14 protein-coding genes and 1 pseudogene are annotated in these 16,200 nt (G+C 71.5%); 8 read left to right on the forward strand and 7 right to left on the reverse strand.

What is annotated here, in order from left to right:
- Positions 1-11: 11 nt before the first annotated feature.
- The 3 genes from ACIOMQ_RS02035 (at position 12) to ACIOMQ_RS02045 (ending at position 3,687) form a co-directional block, all read left to right on the forward strand.
- Positions 12-989, forward strand: a complete 978-nt coding sequence (locus ACIOMQ_RS02035; protein WP_362208155.1) for a glycosyltransferase family 2 protein — start codon at positions 12-14, stop codon at positions 987-989.
- Entirely contained in the window at positions 989-2,371 is a 1,383-nt protein-coding gene (locus tag ACIOMQ_RS02040) for a polysialyltransferase family glycosyltransferase (protein WP_362208153.1), read from the forward strand. Before ACIOMQ_RS02035 ends, ACIOMQ_RS02040 begins: the two co-directional genes overlap by 1 nt.
- A gap of 389 nt (positions 2,372-2,760) precedes the next feature.
- Positions 2,761-3,687: a class I SAM-dependent methyltransferase gene (locus ACIOMQ_RS02045; RefSeq protein ID WP_401937460.1), complete on the forward strand. Its 927-nt coding sequence runs from the start codon at positions 2,761-2,763 to the stop codon at positions 3,685-3,687.
- A gap of 61 nt (positions 3,688-3,748) precedes the next feature.
- On the opposite strand, the gene ACIOMQ_RS02050 is transcribed toward ACIOMQ_RS02045, so the two are convergent.
- Positions 3,749-4,393 carry a TetR/AcrR family transcriptional regulator C-terminal domain-containing protein gene (locus tag ACIOMQ_RS02050; RefSeq protein WP_362208145.1) on the reverse strand — a complete coding sequence of 215 codons (645 nt, stop codon included), beginning with the start codon at positions 4,391-4,393 and terminating at the stop codon, positions 3,749-3,751.
- Between the two features lie 38 nt (positions 4,394-4,431).
- Between ACIOMQ_RS02050 and ACIOMQ_RS02055 the strand changes: the two genes are divergently transcribed.
- Positions 4,432-5,898 (forward strand): FAD-dependent monooxygenase, encoded by a 1,467-nt coding sequence (locus ACIOMQ_RS02055; protein WP_402187601.1) that lies wholly within the window; start codon positions 4,432-4,434, stop codon positions 5,896-5,898.
- Here the strand turns inward: ACIOMQ_RS02055 and leuE are convergent.
- The 3 genes and pseudogenes from leuE to ACIOMQ_RS02070 form a co-directional block, all read right to left on the reverse strand.
- A complete protein-coding gene (gene leuE / locus ACIOMQ_RS02060) occupies positions 5,885-6,550 on the reverse strand; it encodes a leucine efflux protein LeuE (RefSeq protein WP_362208139.1) in 666 nt (221 codons plus the stop codon). The two genes, ACIOMQ_RS02055 and leuE, sit on opposite strands and share 14 nt — an antisense overlap.
- A 106-nt stretch (positions 6,551-6,656) precedes the next feature.
- Positions 6,657-7,022, reverse strand: a pseudogene (locus tag ACIOMQ_RS02065) (Uma2 family endonuclease); the annotation flags it as partial.
- Positions 6,973-8,553 carry a methylmalonyl-CoA mutase gene (locus ACIOMQ_RS02070; protein WP_401753488.1) on the reverse strand — a complete coding sequence of 527 codons (1,581 nt, stop codon included), beginning with the start codon at positions 8,551-8,553 and terminating at the stop codon, positions 6,973-6,975. The pseudogene ACIOMQ_RS02065 and the gene ACIOMQ_RS02070, both read right to left, overlap by 50 nt.
- Before the next feature lie 241 nt (positions 8,554-8,794).
- Here ACIOMQ_RS02070 and ACIOMQ_RS02075 point away from each other — a divergent pair, with 241 nt between their 5' ends.
- Positions 8,795-9,721 (forward strand): L,D-transpeptidase family protein, encoded by a 927-nt coding sequence (locus ACIOMQ_RS02075; RefSeq protein ID WP_402187603.1) that lies wholly within the window; start codon positions 8,795-8,797, stop codon positions 9,719-9,721.
- 290 nt (positions 9,722-10,011) lie between these two features.
- Here the strand turns inward: ACIOMQ_RS02075 and ACIOMQ_RS02080 are convergent, their stop codons facing one another.
- The 3 genes from ACIOMQ_RS02080 to ACIOMQ_RS02090 all read right to left on the reverse strand — a co-directional run bounded on the left by ACIOMQ_RS02080 (position 10,012) and on the right by ACIOMQ_RS02090 (position 14,174).
- Entirely contained in the window at positions 10,012-11,145 is a 1,134-nt protein-coding gene (locus tag ACIOMQ_RS02080; protein WP_402187605.1) for a hypothetical protein, read from the reverse strand.
- Positions 11,145-11,954: an RNA polymerase sigma factor gene (locus tag ACIOMQ_RS02085; RefSeq protein ID WP_362208185.1), complete on the reverse strand. Its 810-nt coding sequence runs from the start codon at positions 11,952-11,954 to the stop codon at positions 11,145-11,147. Before ACIOMQ_RS02085 ends, ACIOMQ_RS02080 begins: the two co-directional genes overlap by 1 nt.
- 615 nt (positions 11,955-12,569) lie before the next feature.
- Positions 12,570-14,174 (reverse strand): glycoside hydrolase family 20 protein, encoded by a 1,605-nt coding sequence (locus ACIOMQ_RS02090; protein WP_362208126.1) that lies wholly within the window; start codon positions 14,172-14,174, stop codon positions 12,570-12,572.
- A gap of 401 nt (positions 14,175-14,575) precedes the next feature.
- On the opposite strand from ACIOMQ_RS02090, the gene ACIOMQ_RS02095 reads away from it, so the two are divergent.
- The 3 genes from ACIOMQ_RS02095 (at position 14,576) to ACIOMQ_RS02105 (ending at position 16,176) form a co-directional block, all read left to right on the forward strand.
- On the forward strand, positions 14,576-15,106 hold the full coding sequence (locus ACIOMQ_RS02095; protein WP_362208182.1) for a 2-oxo-4-hydroxy-4-carboxy-5-ureidoimidazoline decarboxylase: 531 nt from the start codon (positions 14,576-14,578) through the stop codon (positions 15,104-15,106).
- A gap of 207 nt (positions 15,107-15,313) precedes the next feature.
- A complete protein-coding gene (gene sdhC, locus ACIOMQ_RS02100) occupies positions 15,314-15,694 on the forward strand; it encodes a succinate dehydrogenase, cytochrome b556 subunit (RefSeq protein WP_093900148.1) in 381 nt (126 codons plus the stop codon).
- A gap of 5 nt (positions 15,695-15,699) precedes the next feature.
- Entirely contained in the window at positions 15,700-16,176 is a 477-nt protein-coding gene (locus tag ACIOMQ_RS02105; protein ID WP_362208122.1) for a succinate dehydrogenase hydrophobic membrane anchor subunit, read from the forward strand.
- Positions 16,177-16,200: the final 24 nt, after the last annotated feature.

Raw genomic sequence — 16,200 nt, forward strand, 5'->3', positions numbered from 1 at the left:
GCGTGTGACTCGTGGTTAAGCTCTCCGTCATCGTGCCGTTCTACAACGTGCAGGCATATGCTCCCGACACCTTGCGAAGCCTGCGGGCCAATGCCCGCGAGGGCTTCGAATTCATCCTCGTCGACGACTGTTCGACCGATGGGACTCCGGAGATCCTCATGCGCGCCGAGCGCGAGATCCCCGGTGCCGTCCTGGTCAGACACGAGAAGAACGGAGGCCTGGCCACCGCACGCAACACGGGTATCGACGCGGCGCGCGGCGAGTACCTCACCTTCCTCGACGGCGACGACTGGGCGGCCCCCGGCTACTACGACCGGCTCCTCGCCGCCATCACGGATCTGGGCTGCGATTTCGTACGCACGGACCATGTGCAGTTCACGGACCGGGTGCGCACCGTCCACCAGGTCCCGCACGGACTGCGCGGCACCGTCATGCGGCCGCGCGACGTGATTCTGCCGTCCGACAAGTCGACGCCCGTGGACTACGCGTACGCCTGGGCCGGCGCCTACCACCGCCGGCTCGCGGAGTCGGGGCTGCTGCGCTTCCAGGACGGGCTGCGCACGGCCGAGGACCGGCCCTGGATCTGGCGTCTGCACCGCGAGGCCGAGTCCTTCGCCGTGGTCGGCCTGCTGGGGATCTTCTACCGGCGCGGCGTGGCGTCCTCGCTCACCCAGATCGGCGATGTGCGGCAACTCGACTTCATCCGGGCATTCGATCAAGTGCTTGAGGAAACGGCACAGGATCCCGAGGCGGAACGCCTGCTCCCGAAGGCGGTACGGACCTATTGCGCGGTCATGGCGCATCATCTGGAATCCATCGAAAGGTTCGAACCGGCAGTGGCACGGAAATTGCGCTCCCTGAGCGCGGCGTCCCTGCGGCGTATGCCCCAGGACATTCTCGCCGATACGCTGCATTCGCTGGGCGACCGCCGTGCGGCCCAGTTGCGCCGCGTACGGCGCCGCTCCGTGTCCCGGGAGGTCGCGGCCTGATGACTGGCACGTACACCGCGCCGGTCGGCCGGTCCACCACTCAGATCTTCTTCGCGTGCACGCAGTACTCCGTCGCCACGGTCGTCGCGGCGTTGCGCGCGGGCCAGTTCGGTCCGCGGTCCGGGCACCGGCGCATTCTCGTCGTGAGCGACACCTCGCCCTCCCCCGAGCTGGGCACTCCGCTCCACCGCAGGCCCGGATTCGAGAAATTGGCGTTCGAATTCGACACGGTGCATTCCTGGAACGACTTCATCGAGCCGTTCCATCCCGCGGGATGGTCGCCCCGGGAGCAGGACGCCTCGCTGTGGGAGCGCGCCGTGCGCAAGGCGTGGGACCTCGGGGACGAACCGGTCGAGATCGCCTGCGAGTCCATCCAGGCCAATCCCTCCCAGGCTCTCGCTCTGATCTTCGGCGAGAGCCCGGTGCACATCTACGCCGACGGCCTGATGAGCTACGGTCCGACCCGCAGCAAGATCGACCAGCTGATCGGCACCCGCATCCGCAGGCTGCTCCACCTGGACCTGGTGCCCGGCCTGCGGCCCCTGCTGCTGACCGAGTTCGGCGTCGAGTCCGAAGTCGTACCGACGGACGTCTTCCTGAAGGTGCTGGACGAGCTCGCCGGATCGGCGGGCGCCCATGGTCCTGCCGGCCCCGCACCGGCCCTGCTGCTCGGCCAGTACCTCTCCACGCTCGGCATCCTGACCTCTCAGGAGGAGGAGGAACTGCACGCACGGATGCTGCGCGGCGCCGTGGCGCTCGGCCACACCCGGATCGTCTTCAAGCCGCACCCCAGCGCGCCGGGCCACTGGGCACGGCTGCTGGAGCAGGAGGCGGAGCGGCTCGGCGCCGAACTCACCGTTCTCGACAGCCCCGTCCTCGCCGAGACGCTCTTCCGGAGCATGCGGCCGGCTCTGGTCATCGGCTGTTTCTCCACCGCGCTGCTCACCGCCGCTTCGTTCTACGGCCTCCCGGTCGCCCGCGTCGGCACCGACACCCTGCTGGAGCAGCTCGCCCCGTACCAGAACAGCAACCGCATCCCGCTGACCATCGTCGACGCGCTGCTGCCCGACCTGGAGGACCCGTCCGCCGTCACCGGCTGGTCGCTTCCCTCCGCGGAACAGGTCCGGGGTGAACCGACCGGCCTGATCAGCGCGGTCGGCTACGCCATGCAACCGCAGATCCAGGCCGGCCTGCGCCCCGACGCCGAGCGCTACCTCAGCGGCCGGCACAGCGACATCTGGCGCTATTTCAAACGGCGTCGGCTGACCGCACTGGGGCTGCCCGGCGCCCTCCCCGCGCAGCTCGCGTTCATCCCGCGCAACGCGACGGTGCGCCGCATCGCCCGCAGGGCCCGCACGTTGAAGCGGGCGGCGGCGGGCTGACGCGTTCTACGGCCATGTGAACGGGGCGGCGGACGCATCCGCGCTCTCCCGCACCCCCAGCCCTTCCGGCGGAACCCGATCCGGAAGGGCCGTCGCGTCAAGCGGCCGTCACAACCGCTCGACGAAGTGGTGGACGCGGTCCCGGTGGTCGGCGATCCATCCCTCTCCGGCCACCGCCCCGGTTTCTCCCCGATCACCCCAGATCGCCCCGGTGAGCCGGTCCGGGCCGACTGGACCGACTGGCCCGCCCGGATCGGACGCCGCCGCAATGTCCTCAACTCCCCCAAAAAATGGACACGTTCGCATTCCCGCGGCGACGCCGAGACTTCACCTGATCACCATCGCCACGTGGTGGGCCCCGCACATCGCGCCCGCGTACGTTCCCAGCCATGCCCTCCCTTCTGCGCAACCGCTTGACGAAGCGCGCCCTGCGCCCCGCCATCACCCTGGTCGACCGGCACATCCGGCTGCGCGTGGACCGCACCGCCGAACAACTGCGCAGCGAGCTCGACGTGCTGCGCAGGGACGCCGAGGACATGCGGCGGAGCCAGTACGCCCTCGGACTGCTGCTCGACGGCACGGGCCGGGGCGCGCACCGCATCCCGCCGGCCCGCGAGATGGATGAACTGGTCCGCCAGATAGCCGACTTGTGCGGCAACGAGGCGCATGCCCGGCGCAGCGCCGTCGTCGCCTACCGCACGGTCGTGGCGCTGGAGGCTCTCGGGGTGGGCAGGCTGGCCGGTTCCACGTCCAATGTGTGCGGGAAGCTGGCGACCGTCCCGCTGCTCTCCCCGCCCAACGGAAGCATTCTCGAAATCGGCACCCTGTACGGGCTGTTCGCCTCCGCACTGACGCGCATGGTGCACCGGGCGGGCATCGAACCGGACCTGACGATCGTCGACCCGCTGGCCGGCTTCCAGCTCCAGCCGGGCACCACGCAGCCCGCCGACCCCACGGGCACCCCGGTGCGCGCAGACGTGGTACGGGCCAACTTGGCACTCTGCGGCGGCGGTTCGGCGCGGGAGAGCCGGATCCGGCAGGGCTTCTCCTCGGATCCCGAGGTGCGGGACGCGGTCTCCGACCGGGCGTACGGTGTGGTCGTCGTGGACGGCGACCACTCCCTCGAAGGAGTGGCGGCCGACCTGGACTGGGTCGAGCGGATCGTCGCCCCGGGTGGCATCGTGGTGCTCGACGACTACGGCGACGCGTCGTGGCCCGGTGTCCGGGAGGCCCTGGACAAACATCTGGCGGACGGTTCGTCCCGGCTGCGGATGCTGGGCAGGGTGTCGACGTCGGCGTACCTGCGGGCGGTGTGAGCGACGGCCGTGGCGCGGGCCGCGCGCCGACGGGTCGGGGTCCGCGCCGGCCCCGGCCCCGTCAGCCCACCCCGTACCGCGCCTCGATGCCCGCGACGATCAGCCGCAGTCCGTCCTCGAAGCGTTCGTCGTAGCGGGCGAAGATCTCGGCACCGGCCGCCGCGGCGAGCGGATACGCGGCCATGCGGTCCGCGCGCTCGCCGATGTCGAAGCCGTCCCGCCGCTCGTCCGGCATCGGCTGGACGCCCTGCTCCTCGGTGACGAAGCCCATGGTGTACGCGTACGCGGTGGTGCCCGCCCGGACGGCCTGCCACAGCTCGAAACCGGCGGCGGCCATCGTGCGCAGATGGGACTCCAGCCCGTCGGCGTGGTCGGTACCGGTGAAGCGTGCGCCGCTGTAGACCTTCGCCCCGTCGCGGTAGCGCAGCAGGGCGGTGCGCAGTGCGCTGTTGTACGCGACGAGCTGGTCCTGCCAGCGCTCCGGGGCCGGCCCCGGCAGGTCCTCGTCGAGCATCCGGCGGTACATCACCGTGGCCATCTCGTCGAGGAGCGCCTGCTTGTCCTTGAAGTGCCAGTAGAGCGCGGGGGCCTTGACGTCCAGTTCCCTGGCGATGGCGCGCAGGGTGAGCCCGTCGAGGCCCACCTCGTTCAGCAGCCGCAGCCCGGTGTCGGCCACCCGCGCCCGGTCGATCTTCGTTGTGCCCACCTTGACAATTTAACAGCGTTAAGCGCAGACTCCGAATCATGGAGCTTAACAACGTTAAGGAAACTGGAGTCCTGATCGTCGGCGCGGGCCCCTGCGGCCTGGCCCTCGGCTGCGATCTGGCCCGGCGCGGCGTGCGCGCCCTGGTCGTCGAGCGGGCGCCCGCCCTCTTCCCCGGCTCACGCGGCAAGGGCATCCAGCCGCGTACCAGGGAGGTCCTCGACGACCTCGGGGTCGGCGACGCGGTGCGCGAGCACGGCGGCCCGGCCCCGGTGGGGATGGTCTGGCAGGACGGGGAGCGGCAGCGGGAGTACGACATGTTCCGCCGTGCGGCCCCGACGGACGCCGAGCCGTACGGGGCGCCGTGGCTGATGCCGCAGTGGCGCACCCAGGAGATCCTGCTGGCCCGGCTGCGCGAGCTGGGCGGCGAGGTCGCCTTCTCCACCGCGCTGACCGGACTCGACCAGGACGCGGACGGCGTCACCGCCCACCTGACCACGGGCCCGGTCCGGGCCTCGTTCCTGGTCGCGGCGGACGGCGGCCGCAGCACGGTCCGGCGCGCGCTGGGGATCGCGATGACCGGTGAGAAGGGTCTCCCCGGCTCGGACGGAGCCGAGGGTTCGGGGGTGGTGGACCCGGCGCCGATGCTGGTCGCCGACGTGCGGGTGGCCGAGGACGCGCTGGACCGGGACAACTGGCATGTGATGAGCGGCGAACGGGGCTTCCTCGCGCTCTGCCCGCTGCCCGGTACGGCGGACTTCCAGCTGGTCGCCCAGTTCAGGGAGGGCGAGCCCGACACGTCCCCGGAGGGGGTGCGCGCGCTGGTCGCCGCCCGCACCCATCTGGCGGCGCGGGACGTCACCGAGGTCCGCTGGTCCTCCGACTTCCGGCCGCGCGCGGCGCTGGCCGACCGGTTCCGCGACGGACGGGTCTTCCTGGCGGGCGACGCCGCGCACGTGCACTCCCCCGCGGGCGGCCAGGGCCTGAACACCAGCGTCCAGGACGCGTACAACCTGGGCTGGAAGCTCGGCCAGGTCCTGCGGTACGGGGCGCCGGCCGCCCTGCTCGACAGTTACGAACAGGAGCGCCGCCCGATCGCCGCCGACATGCTCGGCCTGTCCACCCGCATCCACCGCGGCGAGCAGGAACGCGGCGCGGCGGCCCAGCAGCTCGGCCTCGGCTACCGCGAGGGGCCGCTGTCGGCGGGCCGGGCCGGCGCCCTGCGCTCCGGCGACCGCGCCCCGGACGGCCCGACGGCCGGGGGCCGGCGCCTCTTCGACGTCTTCCGCGGCCCGCACTTCACCCTGCTGGCGGTCGGCACGGACACCGAACTCCCCTTGTCCGACGGCGAGACGGTCCGCGTCCACCGTACGGACGCCTACGAGGCGTACGGAAAGGGCCTGTTCCTGGTCCGCCCCGACGGCTACATCGGCTGGGCGGGCGAGGACGCCTCGGGGCTCGCCGGGTACCTGGCCCCGCTCGGCCTCGCCGCGGTCACACGCTGCTGAACGAGAGCTTCGCCGCGAACCCGAGGAACAGCAGACCGGCCGCCGAAGTGGCCCCCGCCGACAGCCGCTTGCGACGGCGGAACGCGGCGGACAGCCGGGTGCCGCCGAATATCAGCATCGACAGATAGAGGAAGCTGGCGATCTGCAGCAGGGTGCCCAGCACCAGGAAGGACAGCGCGGGGTAGGCGTAGCCGGGGTCGACGAACTGCACGAAGAACGAGATCAGGAACAGGATCGCCTTCGGGTTGAAGAGGCTGACCACCAGCGCCCGCCGGTACGGCCGTTCCATCGCCGTGGCGGCCTCGGGCCCGGCGCTCTCCCCGGTCAACTCGGCCACCCGCCGGTGCCGTTCGCGCCACGTGGCCACCGCGGCCCGCAGCATGCCGATCGCCAGCCAGGTCAGATAGCCCGCACCCGCGAACTTGACGACGGCGAACAGCACCGGCGTCGTCCGCAGCAGCGACGAGGCCCCGAGCGCGGACAGTGTCATCAGCACGGTGTCCCCGGTCCACACCCCGGCCGCGGCCACATAACCGGTCCGCACACCGCGCCGGGCGGCGACGGACAGCACGTACAACGAATTCGGCCCCGGCAGAAGAACGATCAGCAACAGGCCGGCGAGGTAGGTCGGAAGGTCGGTGACACCCAGCATGGAACGGAGTGTCGCACGCGGGTACGACACTCCGTTCCGGGGGTTCGGAGAAAGACCGGGGTCGGTCCTCGTCGCCGTCGAGGAGGCGGTCCACGGAGAGCTTCGTCTCGACACCGACCACGTCCGGCACGGTGAACGACGACCCGCGCTTGTGGGGCACCTTGTTCCTGTCCTCGCCGCTCCGTGGATCGCTGCAGAGCAGCACCTGGTCTTGCTTGCGATCGGCCACCACGTAGGCCGGAATGCCCGACTGGGCGCAGTCCTCGGCCTTGGGGCCGAGATCGTCCGCCCAGTTGGCGGACGTCACCTCCACCACCATGCGGAAGACGTGCGCGGCGTAGCAGTTCTTCATGACGTGGGCGTCCCCTTGACCGTGGCCGTGGGCATTCAGCGAGAGAGCGCCCCTGCGGGTGGACACCGCCTCAGAACGCGTCCGACGGCGCATACGTCCCCCACACGTCGCGCAGCGCATTGCAGACCTCGCCCACCGTCGCCCGCGCCTTGAGGGCGTCCTTCATCGGGTACAGGACGTTGTCCGTGCCCTCGGCGGCCTTCCGCAGCCGTGCCAGTGCGGCGTCCACCGCACCCTGGTCGCGTTCGGCGCGGAGTTTCGCCAGGCGGGCCGCCTGCTGGGCCTCGATCGCGGGGTCGACGCGCAGCGGCTCGTACGGCTCCTCCTCGTCGAGCTGGAAGCGGTTGACGCCGACCACGACGCGCTCCGCGCTGTCGGTCTCCAGGGCGATGCGGTACGCGCTGCGCTCGATCTCGTTCTTCTGGAAGCCGCGCTCGATCGCCTCGACCGCGCCGCCCATGTCCTCGACCTTGAGCATCAGCTCCAGAGCGGCGGCTTCGACGTCGTCCGTCATCCTCTCGACGACGTACGACCCCGCGAACGGGTCGACGGTCGCGGTGACGTCCGTCTCGTACGCCAGGACCTGCTGGGTGCGCAGGGCGAGGCGGGCGGACTTGTCGGTCGGGAGGGCGATCGCCTCGTCGAAGGAGTTGGTGTGCAGCGACTGCGTACCGCCGAGGACCGCGGCCAGCCCCTGGACGGCCACGCGCACCAGGTTGACCTCGGGCTGCTGGGCGGTGAGCTGGACGCCCGCGGTCTGGGTGTGGAAGCGCAGCATCAGCGACTTGGGGTTCTCCGCGCCGAACTCCTCCTTCATCACCCTCGCCCAGATCCGGCGGGCGGCACGGAACTTGGCGACCTCTTCGAGGATCGTCGTGCGGGCGACGAAGAAGAAGGAGAGACGCGGCGCGAACTCGTCGACGTCCATGCCGGCGGCGACGGCGGTACGGACGTACTCGATGCCGTCGGCGAGGGTGAACGCGATCTCCTGCGCGGGCGAGGCGCCGGCCTCCGCCATGTGGTAGCCGGAGATCGAGATGGTGTTCCACTTCGGGATCTCGGCCCGGCAGTACTGGAAGATGTCGGCGATCAGCCGGAGCGAGGGCGCCGGCGGGAAGATGTACGTGCCGCGCGCGATGTACTCCTTGAGCACATCGTTCTGGATGGTGCCGGTGAGCCGGTGAGCCGGGACGCCCTGCTCCTCGCCGACCAGCTGGTACAGCAGGAGGAGCAGCGCGGCCGGGGCGTTGATCGTCATGGACGTGGAGACCTCGTCCAGCGGAATCCCGTCGAACAGGACCCGCATGTCGTCGATCGAGTCGATCGCGACCCCGACCTTGCCCACCTCGCCGGACGCGATCGCCGCGTCGGAGTCGTGGCCCATCTGGGTGGGCAGGTCGAAGGCGACGGAGAGGCCCGTCGTGCCGTTGGCGATCAGCTGCTTGTAGCGGGCGTTGGATTCCGTCGCCGTACCGAAGCCCGCGTACTGGCGCATCGTCCACGGCCTGCCGGTGTACATCGTGGGGTAGACACCGCGCGTGAAGGGGTAGGCACCCGGCTCTCCCAGCTTGTCGTCGGGGTTCCACCCGTCGAGCGCGTCCGGCCCGTACACCGGCTCGATGGGCAGTCCCGACTCCGACTCGCGCGTCATGTGCTGTGCCTCCCGCTGAAGCCGCCCAATAAGGCTACTTACTGGTAACAAATGATTCCCGCGACGGACTGTAGCGGCGGGCACGAGACCGGTGGAGGGACACGGGCTGGGACCTTGCTCACAGCCCTCCGCCACGGACCCCGCCGCCGCTCTCCCCATCATGCGCGGGCTTTGGCAACCGGGCAGAGCGGGAATCCGTCCAAGGGAACACCGGAGCAACCCGGAGAAGCAGGGGGCCGAGATGACAGGCAGCACCACCGCAAGCACGTCACGACGCGGAGCACGGGACCGGCCGGGAAAGACGGCCGCGGCGACACTCGCCGTTCTCGCCATGACCGCCGCGACCGCCGGCTGCAAGGCGCAGCTTGCCGACGACGCGTCGGCGGCCCCGGCGGCACCGCCCAGGGCCTCGGCGACCGACGACGCCAAGCCGGCCGCCCGGCAGCCGTCCTCGCCGGACGCGCCGTCGCCGTCGCCGTCCTCGAAGGCCCCCGTGGCGAGGGAGACGCCCACCCCGAAGCCGCCGGACCCGCAGGGCACGACGCTGATGGCGAGCGGCTCCCAGGGCAAGCAGGTGCGGGAGCTGCAGGCCCGGCTGCGGCAGATCGGCCATTTCGACCGCTCCCCCACCGGCTACTACGGCACCCTCACGGCCGCCGCCGTCCGGTCCTTCCAGGGCAAGCGCGGCCTCTCCGCCACGGGCAGGACGGACACCGTGACCTGGCAGAAGCTGCTCGGCATGACGCGCGAGCCGACCGCGGCGGAGCTGAACCCGCCGACCACCGTGCCCGTGGCCAAGCCGGACAAGCGCTGCATGACGGGGCGGGTGCTCTGCATCAGCAAGAACAGCCGGACGCTGTCCTGGATGATCGACGGCCGCGTCGTCTCGTCGATGGACGTCCGCTTCGGCTCCCAGTACACGCCGACCCGCGAGGGCACCTTCTCCGTCTACTGGAAGTCCCGGCACCACGTGTCGACGATCTATCACACGGCCATGCCGTACGCGATGTTCTTCAGCGGCGGCCAGGCGGTGCACTACTCGGCGGACTTCGCGGCCCGCGGCTACAGCGGCGCCTCGCACGGCTGCGTCAACGTCCGGGACGAGGGAAAGATCGCCTCGCTCTTCGCCCAGGTGAAGACGGGCGACAAGGTCGTCGTCTACGGGTAGGGCCCGTCCGGCCGGAGGAAGCCGGAAGGGCCCGGAAGGCCCTGGAAGGAAACCAGAGGGAGCTGAAGGAAGCCGGAGAGAGCTGAAGGGAAAGGGGCGCGGACGGGACCGGGGGAACGTGTCCCGCCCGCGCCGATGCGCTGAGCCGAAGGTACGGGGGGAACCCCGGCTCTGTGCGCCGCCGATGACCAGTCGGCTCATTCTGTACTGCGCCGCGGCCTCGAAAAACGTCACACCCGGACGTCACACCCGCTGGTGAGCGGCGTACAGCAGGGCCGGCGCGCAGGCACTCAGCGGGATGAGCCCGTGGCTGCGCCGGCCGCCCGGTCCGCCGCCGGCGGGGCGGCGGGGGCGGAGTTCGAGGTCGACGGCGACGGGGTGGTGGTGAACCGGATCGGCGGGAGCGTGCCGGAGTTCCCTCCGCCGTCCCCGTTCGCATCGCCGTCGCCGCCCTGCTCGTCGTCGTTGCCGTTACCGTTGCCGCTGCCCTGGCCGCCCTTCCCTGCTCGGGCGATCACGCGGTCGCAGAACCGGTCCAGATTGCGGGCGCCCTTCGCCAGCGCTTCGAGCCTCCGCCTGCTGTTGTCGTCCAGATCGCCGCCGCGGTAGGCGCGGCAGGCCTTGAGCGCCCTGGTGTACCAGTCTCCGGCGGCGAGGCCCCCGGAGCCCCCGGGCGCCTTGCCGTTCCCGGTGCCCTTCGACGACCCGCCCGCGGCGCCGCCCGGCTTCCGGCCTTCGTCGCCGCCCTTGCGGTTCTGGCTCTTGCCGCTGTCCCGGTGGCCGCCGGGCGCGGAGGGGGCCGCCGGGGGCGCGGAGGGCTCCGTGTCCGGGGAGGCGGACCGCCGCGGAAGCGGGGTCTCGTCGGTGATGGTCCCCGAGCCGAGCTCCTCGGGCGTCGCCGCGGCCGAGACGGAGGTGGCCGGTACGGGGTCGTGCCCGCCGAACGGTCCGGGGAGCATCCCGGTGCCCGCGGCCACGGCCACCCCGCCGAGCGCGCAGCCCGCGAAGGAGGCGACCAGGCCGAAGCGGATGGGCCTGCTCCAGCGCGGGGGGCGGGTACGGCGGGGCCCCGCGGCCGAGGTGTTCGCCGCGGGGCCGCCAGAGGCGGGCCGGATGTGCACCGGTTCGAGTACGTCGGGCCGTGCCGGTCCGGACGTCTGCTCGGCATGCCCCTTCACCTGCGGGTGCGCCGCCCGGGTCCGCGCGCGTGCGGAGTGCGCGGCGGTGCGGAAGGCGGCCAGCGCCGCGGCCTCGCCCGGCAGTTCGCCGGTGGCCGGGCGGGCGGCACGCGCGGCGGCGTCCAGCGCTGCCGCGAGCATCTCCGCTTCCGTACACGCGTGGCCGCCGACGGGATCGACCGGCTCGCCGCGGAGCATTCTCTCCGCCGCGTCCTTGTCAAGCCATTCGTAGTGCTCGTCGGCCATCACATGTCCTTCTGCGTCGACAGACGCGAATGCGTCACACCGGCCGGCGCCGCCAGACCGTTGCGGGAAGGGCGCTGTGCGGGTACGGCGCCGAGTTCCGCCGTCCGGCCCGCCGCGCTCTCGCGAGAGGCGGACGAGTCCGCCGGACCGCCTGCGGGGGACCGGTCCGCGCCGCCCCCGGCACCGCCGTCCCGGCCCTCACCCCCGTCCTCGACAACGCTGTCGCTGTCGCCGCGGCGTCCGCCCGCACCACCCGGGCCGTCCGTACGCAGCAGCTCGGCAAGCCGCTTCAGCCCCCGGTGCGCCGCGGTGCGTACCGCCCCCGGTCGCTTGCCCAGCGTCTGCGCCGCGCTCTTCGCATCCAGTCCGACGACCACCCGCAGCACCACGGCCTCGGCCTGGTCCTGCGGCAGCTGGGCGATGAGCGACATCGTGCGGCCGGTGGCCAGGGCCTCCATCGCCTCGTCGGCGGTGTCCGACTCGGCCGGCCGGTCCGACAGCTCCGACTCGTCGCCGCCGGCAGCGGGGCGCCTGCCGCGCATCCGCAGATGGTCCAGGGCGCGGTTGCGGGCTATCCGCGCCGCCCAGCCACGGAAGCGGTCGGCATCACCGCTGAAGCGGTCGAGGTCGCGCGCTATCTGCAGCCACGACTCGGACGCCACGTCCTCGGCGTCCGGCTCCCCCACCAGCGTCCGTATGTAGCCCAGCAGCCGCGGCTGCACAGCGCGGTACACAGTACGGAAGGCGTCTTCGTCCCCGTCCTGCGCCGCGATCACCGCGGCAGTGAGCTCCGCGTCGTCCCCCAGCACTCCCTCAACCTGTCCTGCTGTCCTGAATCGCAGCTGGTCATCACTGCCGCGCCACCCTGCGCGACTCAGCACGCTACGTCCTTCGCGGGGGCCACGTCCATGACTTGTACAACCCGCAACATTCCGTCGGCACGGCGCGGTGTGACAGAAAACGCAGTGACGGCGCTGAGAAGAGTACGGGGTCGTCCTACGGCCCCGCGGAAGACGACCGGGGCCTCTCCTGTGGGGGGTGGCGGCCCCGGTCGTCGTTCCATTTCCCGGCTCTCTCCGTCCGGCCGCCTGCTCCGCGCCCGCGCCCGCGCGCCCGGCGCGAGGCAGCCGTGCGCAGCACCCGCCGGCCCTCGGCCGACACGTCGAGCTTCTGGCGCCCGCCGAGGCATCCGCGGTCTCCGCCAGACATCTCCAGGATCCGGATCTGCCGGCGCGACTCCCCGGCGAGCAGGGGGCCGACGCCCTTCTGATCGGCCTCGCGACAGCGCCGCACCGTCTCCTCCCCGGAGGAGAGCGCGCTCCCCGCAACGCGCGGCAGGCGAACGCGGCCCCGGCCCGCCGCGCCGCCCGCCGCCCGCCGCCCGCCGCGCCGCGACGCCCGCGGGGAGCCCCGCCCGCCCCCGCTCAGCCCACCCCGTCGATCTGCCCGGCCAGCGCCTGGAACCGGTCCCAGCTCAGCGCCGGCTTGCGCGGGTCCCACAGCTTCTGGGCGGTTGCCCGCAGCGGCATCCGGATGCCCTGCGCCACCTGCGCCGGGGTCTGCGCCTGCGGGAGGTCGCCCCAGACCGCGAACCGGCCGCCGAGGATCTGGCCGGAGTAGCTCGCCGGGACCGGCTGGGTGCCGCGCAGAACGAGCGGGGTCCACTGCTCGTAGATCCGCTTGCCCGTGGGATAGACGAAGTTGTTGGGCTGGCCGAGTACGTAATAGAGGAACTCGTCGTTGAGGTTCACCACGCGCCGCCCCTCGCGCAGATACTCCTCCGGCGGCCGGGCACCGTATTCCTTGCCCGTCCAGTACTCGACCTCGATGTCCTTGTCGGCGTGGACGACGCCGTCGCGGAAGAAGCCGTCGTTCCACGCCTTGGGCTGCTTGCCGTGCGGGCGCACCACCGCCGCGCGGTCGTTGAGCCAGCCGGTGGCGAGGTCCTTGATGCCGGCCTGCGGTCCGTATTTCTGCTGGGCGGCGCGTTGCAGCTGCGGGTACGAGGCGGCGGGGTCCCGTGCCATCAGCGCGAGGTACTCGTCGGCGCCGAGATGCCAGTAGCGGCCGCCGAACAGCTCGGTGAACTCGCCGAGGAGTTCGTCGACGAGCTTCGCCGCCCCCGGGTCGGAGATGTCGAGCGATCCGGGCGAGCGGACCCCCGACACATTGCGCAGCTGGAGGTCGGGGTGGGCCCGCAGGACCGCGCCCAGATGGCCGGGGGAGTCGATCTCGGGGACGACCTCGATGTGCAGCCGGCCGGCCAGGCCGAGGATCGAGCGCACCTCCGCCTTGGTGAGGTGCTGCGGCGACACCACCTCGGGGTGGGTGTCGGACTGGATGCGGAAGGCCTGGTCGTCGGAGAAGTGCAGGCCGAGCTGGTTGAGCTTCAGGTCGGCCATCTCGCGCAGCCGGTCCTCGATCCACGCGGCGGTGTAGTACTTGCGCGCGATGTCGAGGTTGAGGCCGCGCTGCGGCCGGTCGGGGCGGTCGCGCACCTCGCCCTCGGGCATGCCGCCGTCGGCGCGCACCGACTGCTTCAGCGTGCGGGTTCCGTAGAAGACACCGGCCTGGTCGGGTCCGCTGATCGTGACCCGTCCCCCCTGGGCCTTGAGGGTGTACGACTCGGGGGTGCCCCGGCCCGGGGTGAGGGCCAGTTCCACGTCGCCCGCGCGGGCGGGGACGTCGCCCCGGTACTGGATCCTCAGCTCCTGGGCGAGCAGCTTGCCCTCGTCCGCGAGCGTCCCGCTGCCGTGGGCGACGACGACCCCGGTGGACGGGCCGGGCCGCCAGCCGGGGCCGCGGGCGGCGATGTGCTCGCGCACGGCGGGGATGGTGCGGGGCGGGGTGGAGAGCGGGTAGCTCCGGGTCGGCGAGGGGGCGGCCGAGGAGCCCGAGGGGGTACGGGCCCCCGACTCCCCCGCGAGTCCGCTGTCGGAGCTCTCCGGCCAGACGACGACGGCGATCGTCGCGGCGGCCGCCGCGGTGAGCACCGCACCGGTCACAAGAGCGCCACGTGAGGGCGACATCGGTCAGAGACCTCCGATACGAGCAGAAAAATGGGCAGAAAGCTGGGCAGAAAACTGAGAATAAGCAAGACAAGAACAGCAGGACCGAAGGAGGCGAAAGAGGGAGTCAGCCGGGCATTCTCCTCGACCCACGGTCCCTCAGCCGTTCCGAAACTCTCCCGTCCGGGTGAAGTTCGCTCATCCGTCGGACGGCCGTTGCCCGGCCTCGCTACCTTTGAGGCACATTCGTCACTCCCTTCACCCTGCACATCTCCTTTCACTCTGTAAATCTCCCTTCACCCTGCATCCGCCCAGATCCAGCCGTCCCGCCCCACTCCGGGCTGCGGGCTCACGGATGCCGCTGATTCGAGGAGCCCACGCTGTCCAGGTCCAGCGAGTCCCACGCCGGCCTCCCGAAGCGGCTGCGGCCCCCGGCCCCCCGGACGGCCGCACCCGTCCGGAATTCCGGACCGGCGCAGGGCCGGACCGGCCTCCCGGGCCTCGACCGCTTCAACACCGCGCCGCCCGCCGAGGCCGAGGCCGCCCTGCTGGAGTGCTCCGGCAGCCGCCGCTGGGCGCAGCGGCTGGCCGCCCACCGCCCGTACCCCGACCTGGACGCGCTGCTGGCCGCCGCCGACGAGGCAGGCTACGACCTGCCCCCCGCGGACCTCGCCGAGGCGCTCGCCGCAGAGGTCTCCCCCGGGCTGCACCACGCCGCGCCGCACTCCGCCCATCTCGCGCTGCGGGCCGCGCACGCCGCTTACGAGTGCCGCTTCGGCCATGTCTTCGTGATCTGCCTGGACGGCTTCGAGCCCGCCGAGCAGCCGGACCAGGTGCTCGCCGGGATCCGGGCCAGACTGGGCCATGACCCCGACCAGGAGCGGGTGGTCGCGGCGGAGGAGATGCGGCGACTCGCCCGGGGCCGCATCATCGGGCTGATATCGGGTTCATAACGGAATGGGATCGGTCCGTGGTGTTCAGTGGCCCGTTCTAGTCCGTCCGTGGCTGTTTGATTGCCACTTTGATCACACCAGAGGCCCCCGCGCGAACGAACCGACAAAGCGTCGCTACGATGGCCGGGGCCGGTGGACCGTACCCGGCCGGGTCAGACCGACAGTCAAGCCGGCCGGCCCCAATCCCCGCTCCCGGAGGGTTCTTCCGTGCCGGCTGGAACGCTGTACCGCGGCCGGGAAGGCATGTGGTCCTGGGTGGCTCATCGAGTCACCGGTGTCCTCATTTTCTTCTTCCTGTTCGTACATGTCCTGGACACCGCTCTCGTCCGCGTTTCCCCCGAGGCGTACGACGATGTCGTGGCCACGTACAAGACGCCGATCGTCGCGCTCCTCGAATACGGCCTGGTGGCCGCCATTCTCTTCCACGCGCTGAACGGTCTTCGTATCGTCGCCGTGGACTTCTGGGCCAAGGGCCCGCGCTACCAGAAGCAGATGCTCTGGTCCGTCGTGGGTGTCTGGGTCGTGCTGATGGTCGGGGCCCTGTACCCCGTCCTCGGCCACGCCGTACGCGAAGTCTTCGGGAGCTGAGGCCAATGTCCACCGAGTCCTCCGCCGCGATCGGCTCCGTCGAGGGCGTAAGCCTCTACGACGTCGACCACCCGGCCCCGGTCATCGAGCCGCCGCGCAAGCGGACGGCCAAGACCCCCAAGGGTTCGCGCACCAATTTCGAGATGTACGCCTGGCTCTTCATGCGCCTGTCGGGCATCGTCCTGGTCGTCCTGGTCCTGGGCCACCTGCTGATCCAGCTCGTGCTGGACGGCGGCGTCTCCAAGATCGGCTTCGCCTTCGTGGCCGGCCGCTGGGCCTCGCCGTTCTGGCAGGTCTGGGACCTGGCGATGCTGTGGCTGGCCATGCTGCACGGCGCCAACGGCCTCCGTACGGTCATCAACGACTACGCCGAACGGGACAACACCCGCTTCTGGCTGAAGATGCTGCTGTACACCGCCACGGTGTTCACCGTCCTGCTGGGCACGCTGGTGATCTTCACCTTCGACCCGAACATCCGCTAGGCGCCGGGCCAGAGGGACCAGAGG

It is taken from the genome of Streptomyces sp. NPDC087845 (assembly GCF_044742755.1).
In the GTDB taxonomy this organism is placed as follows: Bacteria; Actinomycetota; Actinomycetes; order Streptomycetales; family Streptomycetaceae; genus Streptomyces.

Coding starts and splice junctions, on each gene's coding strand:
- ACIOMQ_RS02040 (WP_362208153.1), top strand. CDS start 989: ATGACTGGCACGTACACCGCGCCGGTCGGCCGGTCCACCACTCAGATC.
- ACIOMQ_RS02045 (WP_401937460.1), top strand. CDS start 2,761: ATGCCCTCCCTTCTGCGCAACCGCTTGACGAAGCGCGCCCTGCGCCCC.
- ACIOMQ_RS02055 (WP_402187601.1), top strand. CDS start 4,432: ATGGAGCTTAACAACGTTAAGGAAACTGGAGTCCTGATCGTCGGCGCG.
- leuE (WP_362208139.1), bottom strand. CDS start 6,550: ATGCTGGGTGTCACCGACCTTCCGACCTACCTCGCCGGCCTGTTGCTG.
- ACIOMQ_RS02070 (WP_401753488.1), bottom strand. CDS start 8,553: ATGACGCGCGAGTCGGAGTCGGGACTGCCCATCGAGCCGGTGTACGGG.
- ACIOMQ_RS02075 (WP_402187603.1), top strand. CDS start 8,795: ATGACAGGCAGCACCACCGCAAGCACGTCACGACGCGGAGCACGGGAC.
- ACIOMQ_RS02080 (WP_402187605.1), bottom strand. CDS start 11,145: ATGGCCGACGAGCACTACGAATGGCTTGACAAGGACGCGGCGGAGAGA.
- ACIOMQ_RS02090 (WP_362208126.1), bottom strand. CDS start 14,174: ATGTCGCCCTCACGTGGCGCTCTTGTGACCGGTGCGGTGCTCACCGCG.
- ACIOMQ_RS02105 (WP_362208122.1), top strand. CDS start 15,700: ATGTCCACCGAGTCCTCCGCCGCGATCGGCTCCGTCGAGGGCGTAAGC.